This window comes from Bradyrhizobium sp. (assembly GCF_017881085.1).
Taxonomy (GTDB): Bacteria; Pseudomonadota; Alphaproteobacteria; order Rhizobiales; family Xanthobacteraceae; genus Bradyrhizobium.
Map to the genome: position 1 here is coordinate 1 of NZ_JADGRI010000189.1, position 10,443 is coordinate 10,443.

Sequence of the window (10,443 nt, forward strand, 5' to 3'; positions counted from 1 at the left end):
GAGGCCAAAACGGGTTAGACAAATCCGTGTTAACTCATTGATCTTCGTTGGTCGGTTAGACAGTTTCAATTCTCTATTTAGCTGATTTCGTTTACGAAAAATGAGCCTGAAAATCGCAGTGTCGGTGGTTCGATCCCGCCCCTGGGCACCATTTTCCTTATGAACTAGCAAGTCTAGGCGCCGAGGCGTTCGCCCGGCTGCTCGATGGTTTGCGTTCGGGGCCGGCAACCGCAGCGTCAGCAGGACTTCGCAAGTGGCATGGCCGCGTGTCCATGTGCGCAGATCACCTGCTCGCCTGCCGCCGGCAAGGGGCTCCCGCAAAGGAGTCGAGCCCGGACGGAAGACACCGTCAGCAAGCGACGGGTCGCGGACGGCTGAATTCCGCTCATGCTCACGGCGAGCTGATCTGGTGTCGGGCAAAGGGAATCCCCGAAACCCGGGTGCGACGCCACGAAATATATATTATAATCTTTTGGAATATAGATTATAATCTTTCTGCGGCCGGCCAAGCTGCCGGCGTGCGGGCGATGCCGCGTTCCCTTTTCCCGCTGCGCGAGGGCCGAGAAGCCGCCTTGCGCCGGTTTTGATCGAGAAGGCGAGATGAAAAATACGAGAGATGCCGGAGGGCTTGCGCAGCTGATTTCTTCGCATGGGCGTATCAGCCTCGGGCACTTTCCGACCGCTCTGGAGCCGCTGAAGCGACTTGGCAAATGGCTTGGAGGACCGTCCGTCTGGGTGAAGCGGGATGACGCCAGCGGCATGGGCCAGGGCGGCAACAAGGTCCGCGCCCTCGAATTCGTGCTTCCCGAGGCGTTGGCGGCCGGCGCCGACATTCTGCTGACGTCAGGCGTCGTCCAGTCAAATTCCGTTCGCCAGGTCGCCGCGGCCGCGGCGAAGGCAGGCCTCGACTGCCATTTCGCGATGATCACCGACCGGGTGGACCGCACCGATTCGGACTACGCACAGACAGGAAACGTCTTCCTTGATCACCTCTACGGCGCGACCCACGAGACTATCAGTGTCAGCGATGACCGCGCCGCGATGCTGGAGCGGATCGCGGCGCGCATGCGCGCCGAAGGCCGCAAGCCCTACATCGTTCCCTACGGTTGCGCCAACCGGCTCGGTGGGATCGGCTACCTCAATGCTGCCGCCGAGATCGCGACGCAGGCCGAAGCGCTCGGCGTGACCGTGACCCACCTTGTCCACGCGAGCGGGACCGGCGGCACCCAGGCCGGCCTCATCGCCGGTTTCGCTGCGCTTGGCCTGCCGATCGATGTCATCGGCATTGACATCGACGCCGATCCCGCCGGCGTCAAAGGCCGGGTAACGCGGATCCTGCGCGAACTGGCGAACGAAGTGGACCTCGATCCGGGACCGCTCGAAGACAGGATCGTCGTCGAAGGCGGTTTCTCGGCCGGCGCATACGGTCAGGCAGACGAGCGGACGGTCGATGCGATGGCCATCGCGGCGCGGCTGGAGGCCCTGACGGTCGACCCGGTCTATTCGGCCAAGGGCCTCGCCGGGCTGATCGGCCTGTCGAAAGCGGGCCGCTTCAACCACGTCGTGTTCCTGCATACCGGCGGGACGCCGGCGATCTACGCCTACCGGTCGTTATTCGGATACGGCAGCCGCGATGATTGACATGCGACAGGCAAAGCCCGCGAAGCGAAAAGCGCCATCGAAGCAGCCGGCGACGGTTGCGCGTATCGCAGGTCGACCGGCAATAGCCAGCGAACCGTCGCATATGACCGCGAGCGCGTTTGCGACGGAGCGGCTTCGCGAGGCTATCCTCAACGGCGAGCTGGAACCGGGTGATCGGCTGCAGCAGCATTTCCTCGCCGCGAAGCTCGGGTTGAGCCACGTCCCGCTCCGGGAGGCGCTTCAGCGCCTGGAATTCGAGGGCTTCATTGCCATCAGTCCGCGCCGCGGCGCCTTCGTCGTGCCGCTCACGGCCGCCGATGCGGCCGAGATTTTCGAGCTTCGCGTCAATCTCGAAACCACCGCGCTGCGCGCCTCGGTGAAACATCTCTCGCCGGAACAAATTCTTCTCGCGACCGAGCTTTGCCGGCACGCTGACGGCGTGAAGGACAAGCTCGCTTACGGCGAGGTGAACTGGCAGTTCCATCGTGCGCTCTATGTGGCTTGCCAGCGCCCCCGCACGTTGAACCTGATCGAGACGCTGTGGCGCAATGCCAGCCGCTATTCAATGCTGCTGCGGCACCGCGCTCCCTACTTGCGGCAATCCCAGCAAGAGCATTGGGATATACTGGAGGCGGTCGGGAAGCGGGACCCTGAATGCGCCTGCCGTCTGCTGCGTGCACACACCGAGGCCGCTGCCGGCCGAATCCTGAATTTGCTCCAGCCCTGACGTCTTCCGCGAAGGGCCGGGGTGGCTGGAAAGTACAATCCTGGACTTCCAGGCTTTCTCGCAGGCTGCGCGGTGATTCCGGGCTAAACTTAGGATGCCTGCCGCGCCGGCAGTGGCGGCGAATTCAGATCGTGACGGTTTCCGAAGCCCGCGGGCGTCTCCGGGACGATGGGCGTGCTTGCGATGGTGTGCGCATCGCGACGCGCTTCGTAGAACTCGACCACCCGTTTGGCGGTTTGGGCCTCGAGCCGCTGGTAGTTTTCGCGCGCCCGGGCAAGATCCGGTTCGGATATCCTGCGGTCCGCTGCCGTCATCAGCAAGAGAGCCTTGACCGTGGCCCAGGAGCAGTCGGCGGCTCTTGCGATCACCTGCACCACGCCGGGGTTTTCGTTGAGTATCGCCCGTTCGGCCATCTCGATGGGACAGCAGGCAAGCACCGACAGGGCCACTGCCGCTTGTTCGAAGTTTTGCGCGCGCGCGGCCGCGTGAACATTGCCTTCGCTGAGTTCATGCCAATTCTGCAGCCGCTTTACCCTCGACTTTGCCCTGGCGTGATCCGGCGAGTGTTTGCGAACCTCCTGATTGATGTCGTCGATCACCTCTGTCACCGCATCCTGCACGGCATTGGCGAGTCGCGGGTTCGCCGCCGCGATTTTGGCGCAGACCGAGGCCGAGGCGGTTTCGAGAAGTTTCAGGAAGTGATGGCGGGGAATGTCGTGCCGCATTCCGATATGCAGCGCGAGCTGGGCATCATCGCCGGCGCGCGCCACGAGCTCGCGGAAGCTGCCGTCGGAAAAGCGGGCTCCGGCATTCTTCGCAACCGTATGGACGACGCCGGGTTCACCGCGCTCAATCAGCACTTCGGTGATGACGTCGCTGATGGTCCGGCGGTTCGCGATGGCGTAGAGGTGTCCCTGGCCCTGGGTGCGGGCGTTGACGACAAGGTCGGCGTCGCTGAGCGCCGTCGACTCGGTGAGAACCGGCGCCGCCACCACGATCGCGTCATCCGATGCAAATGCCCGGACCAGCGCCGCGGGCGCATCCGGGGCGGTTGCGAGATGCTGGGAGAGCTTGATCCGGGTTTCCAGCTCGATCACGGCGACAAGGGTCTTGAATACCTCGTCGAAGAGTTCGATCTGCTGTTTCGAATGCTGACCTGACCCGGCGACGAACAAATCGGTGATACGCGTGAGTGCCCTTACCTGCCTTTTCGTAAGCCCGGACACCGTTGTGTCCTGAATTTCGTTAATCAGAGAAGAGAACGTGGTCATGGCTATCGGTCTCTCAGACATTTCGCGTTGGAGATAGGAAGAAAAACAGAGTGATGGTTACGTGTTACCTGCCACGCGTGAAAATAACTGGCTGCAGTTGCCTCACAGATAATTCAAATTGTTGCGACTTCTTCGGACGCGGCGTGACGCCGGTTCGATCCCGCCCATTTGCGCACAGAATTTCGGGCTCTCGCGGCCTGGCCGCCGGGCAGGCGATCATTCCAAGGGTTAACGCTTAACCTTGCGCGCGAGACGCTCGTTGAACGAAGCGAGCTCGATGACCGCTCTCTGGTGGGTTCCGCGGCCGATCTCCTCGATCTCGTCGCGCGCCGATACCTTGAACTCGATCCGCTTTCCGTCGACCCCGGTGACCTCCGCTTCGGCGCGAACGGTGTGACCGACAGGCGTCGCGGCAAGATGCCGGACATCGATCGCGGTGCCGACCGCGCTCTCGCCCGGCTCGAGATAGGGCCGGATCGCGTTGAGCGCGGCGTTTTCCATCATCAGGATCATGACGGGGGTCGCCAGCACCTGTGGCAGCATCGCGTCCTTGAATTGATTGGCGAGATGCCCGGGCTCCACGCGCAGCGTGAACGTTCCCTTCGTTCCCAGCGGAATCTGGCGCATCTTGCTGTCTCCGGCCTCTGTCAGGCAACAATAAACCGGTTTCGCGGTCGCTCCTATTAAATAGCCGTTCAGAGTCCGGCAGCGAGACGGTTCCGAGCCGGGCCGAGGCGCAGACAATGTTCGGTCGAGATTGGCGGGAAGGTGACAGTGCTCGCCGGCATCGCGGGCAGGCACGCGTTGCGGATGTTCGCCGCGCAGGAAGGCGGTCGCCGCCGCCGCTGATTGTCCCTAACACGACAATTCCGGGCAGCACGAATCTCGCAGTATCCGGAAATTGTATCGGCTTCGCCACACCGGGCGCGCGTCCGTTCCGGAGAGGCGATAGTCCTCTTCTTCCTCCATCAGGGACCATGATCATGACAGCCATCGCCGACACGCCTTTCGCCAAGCTCGACAGCGAGGGCCGCCTTCTAAAGCCGATCCTGAATGCCGATACGCATGTCGCCGGCCGGTTCGGCTATCGCGGCGAGATATCCTACGACGGTCCCGAGATTCTCCTGAAGGAAGTCTTCTCGGTATCCGAAGCCGGCAAGCCCGCTATCGGCTTCCTGGCCGGATCGATCAGGCAATACGAAAGCCTGCCCAAGCTCGTGGAGACGTTCGGCGCGGCGTTCAATGGCGACGGCAAATATTTCATCTACATTGCCGATTTGCCGCAGGGCAACCGGTTCTACATCCGGTTCGGGGATGTCAGGATCTTCGCGATCTTCATCGACGAAACCACGGTTTATAATGAGTTGATCGATACGTTCTACGTCGACAAGGTCAAGCTCAAGAAGTTCGATACCTCCGCCAAGCTCGATGCCCTGGCCGATGTCGGCCTGCAATATGCGTCGCTCTCGGATTATGCCGAGATCTCCTACGAAGACGGATTGAAGCGGAAGAACGCCGCGTGATGCCGGCGGCATCTTGCGTCGAGGTGCGGCCCCCCGCGCCCCCATCCGCGGCTTCGATCACCTTGTGCTCACTCGCGGTCCCCCGGTGACGCTGTCGACCCACGCACGATGAGAATGGGCTCGAGCACGATGCGTTCGCGTCGCGTCGAAGGGTCCGCGATCCGCGCGAGCAACAGCCGTGCGACCGCTTCGCCCATCTGCCGCTGCGCGATGCGTACGGTGGTCAAGGGCGGCGACAACATATCCACGTAAGGCATGTCGTTGTGGCCGACCACCGAGAGGTCGGCCGGGCATTTCAGGCCGCGCTCGCCGAGCGCGTCGTAGATGCCGAGCGCGAGCAGGTCGTTGGCGGCGACGATCGCGGTCGCGGCCTGCTTGCGGTCGAGCAGGCGCAGCGCCGCCAGCCGGCCTTCGTCGCGCGTGTAGGCGCGCGCGGTCTCGATCAGGATGTTTTGCGCGGGCAGGCCAGCGCGCGCCGCGGCGGCCCTGAAGCCGGCACGGCGCAGCGCGCCGGTCGAAACATCCTGCGGGCCTGCGATATGTCCGATGCGGCGATGGCCGAGGGCAACGAGATGGTCAACGGCCAGCCGCATGCCGGCTTCATCGTCGGTGACGACCGCCGGCAGCCGCCGGCCGGAATCGCTTCGGTTGACCAGCACCACCGGAATCGACGCCGCGAGGCAATGGCCGACCACGGGATCGTTCAGCACCACGGTCGCGAGCACCAGGCCGTCGACGCCGCGCGCGATCAGTTTGTCGACCAGTTCCCGTTCGCGCGACGGATCGGGCCCGACGTCGGCGACGATCGTGGCATAACCCGCAGCATTGAGCGTTTCGGTGACGCCGCTGAGGATCGGCGGAAAGCCGGGGTCGGAGATATCCGGGGCGAGTACGCCGATCAGACCGCTTCGTCCAGTGCGCAGGCCGGCGGCGGTCACATTCGGTTGATAGCCTAACGTCGCTGCAGCCGTGCGGATTCGTTCTGCGACCTCGGGTGCGACCAGATGGCTCATGACAGGGCTGAGGGCCCGCGACACGGTCGAGGGATGCACGCCGCATTTTTCCGCGACATCCTTGATGGTCGGACGGGACGCGGGTGCGCTCTTGGCGCCTTTTCCAGTCACGGCTCGGTTTTTCCGTCCCATTCGTGGCCAGTTCCGTCGCTTCAAAAGTCCGCCAGCGGGCATAGCGCCCCGCTGGCGCACCCTTGACAGACGGCTATAAAACCCTTTATGCAATCGATTGCAACGCCCTCCAGCCGGTCATCCCCCATGAATGTTTCGAACGCGCTCAAGCCGCACCTCATTCGTCCCGAGCATCTCGAACCGAACTGGCGCTGGGATCGGGCGATTCCGTCGCACGGCCATATGTCGGTCGATTTCGAGCGCCGGATCGATTTCGACCGGCTGCGGCATTACCGGCTGGCGCGCGCGCGTCAGGCGCTGAAGAATTCCCAATGCGGCGCGCTGTTGCTGTTCGACGTCAACAACATCCGTTACGTCTCCGGCACCAAGATCGGCGAATGGGAACGCGACAAGCTGTGTCGCTTTGCGCTACTCGCCGGCGACGGCGAGCCGATCGTGTGGGATTTCGGCTCGGCGGCGGTGCATCACCGCATCAATTGCGACTGGCTGGTGCCGGATAATTGCCGCGCCGGCATGCTCGGCATGCGCGGCACGGTGCCGCCGGCGGTCGGGCTGATGAAGGCGCATGCCGAGGAAGTCATGAGCCTGTTGCGGGCCGCCGGCGTCGCCGACATGCCGGTCGGCGTCGACATCGCGGAAACCGCGATGTTTTTCGAGTTGCAGAAGGCGGGCATGAAGGTCGTCGACGGCCAGCAGGTCATGCTGGATGCGCGCGAGATCAAGAATGTCGACGAGATCATGCTGCTCAACCAGGCCGCCGCCATGGTCGACGGCGTCTACCATTCGATCTACGAGGCGCTCAAGCCCGGCGTGCGCGAGAACGATATCGTCGCGCTCGCCAACAAGATCCTCTACGAGATGGGTTCGGACGACGTCGAGGCGATCAACGCGATCTCCGGCGAGCGCTGCAATCCGCATCCGCACAATTTCACCGACCGTATCCTGCGCCCGGGCGATCAGGCCTTCTTCGACATCCTGCAATCCTATCAGGGCTATCGCACCTGCTATTACCGCACCTTCAATATCGGCCGCGCCACGCCGGTGCAGCACGATGCCTACAAGCAATGCCGCGAATGGCTCGACAATGCGATCGCGCTGATCAAGCCGGGCGTCTCGACCGACACGGTGGCAAAAGTCTGGCCGAAGGCCGAAGAATTCGGCTTTCCGAGCGAGATGGCGGCGTTCGGCCTGCAGTTCGGCCACGGCCTTGGGCTGGCGCTGCACGAGCGCCCGATCATCTCGCGGCTGGTGTCGCTGGAAAATCCGATGGAGATCAAGACCGGCATGGTGTTCGCGCTGGAAACCTATTGCCCGGCGAAGGACGGGTTTTCGGCCGCCCGCATCGAGGAGGAAGTCGTGGTCACCGACAAGGGCTGTCAGGTGATCACGCTGTTCCCCGCTGAAGAACTGCCGATCGCCAATCGCTATTGAGGTGTCGTGAACTCCCCTCCCTCCACGCGCAAAGCGCGTGGCGGGGAGGGGTCGGGGGTGGGGGGTAGCGCGGCGTACACCGAAGCAGCGGTTCCTGCCGATAGACCCCCCACCCCCGACCTCGAGAGCGAGCTTTGCTCGCCTCGGACCCCGCCGCTTCGCGGGGGGAGGGGGGAATACGCCCCTCATGGAGAGGAGCGCGGCAACGCCGCGCGTCTCGAACCATGAGTCGTGACAACGAGATCGCGACCAGCCCCCTAGGGCAGTCGCCGGACAGGAAACGGCAGGAGACTAAAATGGCAAGACATTCACTCGGCTGGATCGGCATGGGACGGATGGGCTACCCGATGGCCGAGCGGCTGTTGAAGGCCGGCAATCCGGTGGCGATCTGGAATCGCACGCGCGCCAAGGCCGAACCGCTCGCCAAGAAGGGCGGACAGATCGTCGATCATCCGAACGAGCTTGCAGGCAAGGACATCGTGTTCACCATGGTGTCGACCGGCAAGGACCTCGAACAGGTCTATTTCGGCGAGAACGGCCTCCTCGCCGCTTCCTCCGGTCCGCGCCCGAAAATCCTGGTCGACTGCTCCTCGATCGGGGTCGAGCAGTCCGAAGCGATCCGCGCGAGGCTGAAGCAATTAGGCTGCGAATTCATCAGCTCCCCGGTCAGCGGAAACGGCAAATGCGTCAAGGCGGGAAAACTCTCCACGGTCGTGTCCGGTCCGAAGGCGGCGTTCGACCAGGTAGAGCCGTATCTCAAGACCATCGCGGCGTCCGGCGTCTCCTATGTCGGCGAGGGCGAGTTGTCGCGCATCTGCAAGATCGCGCATAACGTCTTCCTCGGCGTCGTCATCCAGAATCTCGCCGAGATCACCATTCTGGCGCAGAAGGCCGGCGTGCCGCGCCACGCCTTCCTCGACTTTATGAATGCCAGCGTGCTCGGCTCGACCTTTACCAAGTACAAGAGCAATGCGCTGGTCAATCTCGACTGGACCACGACGTTCACGCCGGCGCTGTTGCGCAAGGATATCGATCTCGGCCTCAAGGCCGCGCGCGATCTCGACGTCGCCATGCCGGTGACGGCGGCAACCCGCGAGGCGCTGCAGAGCCATTTCGGCGCGGCAACGTTGAAGCCGGATCCGGCCGCGCATCTGGAAAAGGATTTTGCAGCACTGCTGGAAACGGTCGCGCTCGCCGCCGGCCTGAAACTTTCGCCGGAGAACGTGCCGATGCCGACCGGGCTCGAGACGGAAGGCTGAGGCATTTCTTGAGACGATCCAGGTCTTCGTCATGGCCGGGCTCGTCCCGGTCATCCACGTCTTTCTTCCGCAATGGCCAAAGGAAGACGTGGATGCCCGGCACAAGGCGGGCATGACGATAGAAAAATCACACATCGCCCCGAACCAGGCGCTCACCCCTGCTTCGGCACCACCCGGAATGTCGCATTGGCGCGGGCGACTACCATATCGTCGGCCTTGATGAGACTTTGCGCGAAGCAGATCGTGCTGCCGGTCTTGATCACCTCGGGTTCGACCGCCAACCATTGCCCGACCTGCGCGGTGCCGATGAAATCGACCGCGAGCCCGATCGTCACCAGCGACGACACGCCGCCCATGACATGCGCGCAGCTATAGCCCATCGCGTTGTCGGCGAGTGCGGCAATCAGCCCGCCGTGAATCAGTCCCCGCCCATTGGTGTGCGCTCTTGCCAGCCGCAATCCGATGATCACGGCCTTGTCGGTGCGTTTCGAATACAGCGGCTCCCAGGGCTCGGTGAGCGGGCTCCGTCGGAAATGGCGTTCGAAGCCTGCGGGGATATCGGTGTCGATGGCGGTCATGCGCGGCTCGCGTGTTGCTGATGCAGCTTTCATTAAACGCGATGTGCACGCCGAATTCACCGCTTACAAAGTTTTAAACGGGATTTTGTCACCTGTTTGAAACAAGACCAATTGTCGTCACCCGCGAAGGCGGGTGACCCAGTATCCCAGAGACTTTCGCTGGAATCGAGAAGCCGCGGCGTACTGGATACTCCGCTTTCGCGGGGTATGACGGTAAGTGTCCCTAATACGGCAACCCCACATAATTCTCGGCCAGCGACGTCGTCGCCGCCTTCGAATGGACGAGATAGTCGAGCTCAGCCACCTGAATCCGCGCTCCGATTTCGCCTTCGTCGGGAAACTTGTGCAGGATCGAGGTCATCCACCAGGAGAAGCGCACAGCCTTCCAAACCCGCGCCAGCGCCTTTTCGGAATAGAAGTCGATCCCGGCGCAGGATTTCTCGTCGTAATATTCCCGCAAAGCCCGAGAGAGATAGTGCACGTCGCTGGCGGCGAGGTTCAATCCCTTGGCGCCGGTCGGCGGCACGATATGCGCGGCGTCGCCGGCCAAGAACATTCGTCCGAACCGCATCGGCTCGGCGACGAAACTGCGCAAGGGTGCGATGCTCTTTTCGATCGAAGGGCCGATGACGAGGCTGTCGACCGCCTTCTGGTCCAGCCGCCGCTTCAATTCATCCCAGAACCGCTCGTCCGGCCACTGATCGACGCGATCGTCGAGCGAACATTGCAGGTAATGGCGGCTGCGGCGCATCGAGCGCATCGTGCAGAGCGCAAAGCCGCGGGCGTGGTTGGAGTAGATCAGTTCATGGCTGACCGGCGGCGTCTCTGACAGGATCCCGAGCCAGCCGAACGGATAGATCCGCTCGAA

At 63.0% G+C, this 10,443-nt stretch carries 10 protein-coding genes; 5 read left to right on the top strand and 5 right to left on the bottom strand.

Annotated elements, in window-relative coordinates; all coding sequences use genetic code 11:
- The first annotated feature begins 600 nt into the window (after window positions 1–600).
- On the top strand, window positions 601–1,641 hold the full coding sequence (locus tag QZ213_RS17710; protein WP_291687390.1) for a D-cysteine desulfhydrase family protein: 1,041 nt from the start codon (window positions 601–603) through the stop codon (window positions 1,639–1,641).
- A 103-nt stretch (window positions 1,642–1,744) separates the two neighbouring features.
- Window positions 1,745–2,368 carry a GntR family transcriptional regulator gene (locus tag QZ213_RS17715; protein WP_291687391.1) on the top strand — a complete coding sequence of 208 codons (624 nt, stop codon included), beginning with the start codon at window positions 1,745–1,747 and terminating at the stop codon, window positions 2,366–2,368.
- A gap of 89 nt (window positions 2,369–2,457) precedes the next feature.
- On the opposite strand, the gene QZ213_RS17720 is transcribed toward QZ213_RS17715, so the two are convergent.
- Complete coding sequence (locus tag QZ213_RS17720) at window positions 2,458–3,594, bottom strand: DUF2336 domain-containing protein (RefSeq protein ID WP_291687392.1); 1,137 nt, start codon at window positions 3,592–3,594, stop codon at window positions 2,458–2,460.
- Between the two features lie 273 nt (window positions 3,595–3,867).
- Window positions 3,868–4,266, bottom strand: a complete 399-nt coding sequence (locus QZ213_RS17725) for a thioesterase family protein (protein ID WP_291687393.1) — start codon at window positions 4,264–4,266, stop codon at window positions 3,868–3,870.
- A gap of 356 nt (window positions 4,267–4,622) precedes the next feature.
- On the opposite strand from QZ213_RS17725, the gene QZ213_RS17730 reads away from it, so the two are divergent.
- A complete protein-coding gene (locus tag QZ213_RS17730; RefSeq protein ID WP_291687394.1) occupies window positions 4,623–5,162 on the top strand; it encodes a hypothetical protein in 540 nt (179 codons plus the stop codon).
- Between the two features lie 68 nt (window positions 5,163–5,230).
- Here the strand turns inward: QZ213_RS17730 and QZ213_RS17735 are convergent, their stop codons facing one another.
- A complete protein-coding gene (locus QZ213_RS17735) occupies window positions 5,231–6,241 on the bottom strand; it encodes a LacI family DNA-binding transcriptional regulator (RefSeq protein WP_291687399.1) in 1,011 nt (336 codons plus the stop codon).
- A 192-nt stretch (window positions 6,242–6,433) separates the two neighbouring features.
- Here QZ213_RS17735 and QZ213_RS17740 point away from each other — a divergent pair, with 192 nt between their 5' ends.
- Both QZ213_RS17740 and QZ213_RS17745 read left to right on the top strand, forming a co-directional pair.
- Complete coding sequence (locus QZ213_RS17740) at window positions 6,434–7,738, top strand: Xaa-Pro peptidase family protein (protein ID WP_291687395.1); 1,305 nt, start codon at window positions 6,434–6,436, stop codon at window positions 7,736–7,738.
- A 224-nt stretch (window positions 7,739–7,962) separates the two neighbouring features.
- The gene (locus QZ213_RS17745; protein WP_365885069.1) at window positions 7,963–8,997 is read left to right on the top strand and encodes an NAD(P)-dependent oxidoreductase; all 1,035 of its coding nucleotides are present in this window, start codon (window positions 7,963–7,965) and stop codon (window positions 8,995–8,997) included.
- A gap of 152 nt (window positions 8,998–9,149) precedes the next feature.
- Here QZ213_RS17745 and QZ213_RS17750 read toward each other — a convergent pair whose 3' ends face one another.
- Together QZ213_RS17750 and QZ213_RS17755 are read right to left on the bottom strand one after the other, a co-directional pair.
- Entirely contained in the window at window positions 9,150–9,575 is a 426-nt protein-coding gene (locus QZ213_RS17750) for a PaaI family thioesterase (RefSeq protein ID WP_291687397.1), read from the bottom strand.
- Between the two features lie 223 nt (window positions 9,576–9,798).
- Window positions 9,799–10,443, bottom strand: a 645-nt coding sequence (locus QZ213_RS17755) for a 4-hydroxybenzoate 3-monooxygenase (RefSeq protein ID WP_291687398.1), incomplete at its 5' end; no start/stop codon positions are given.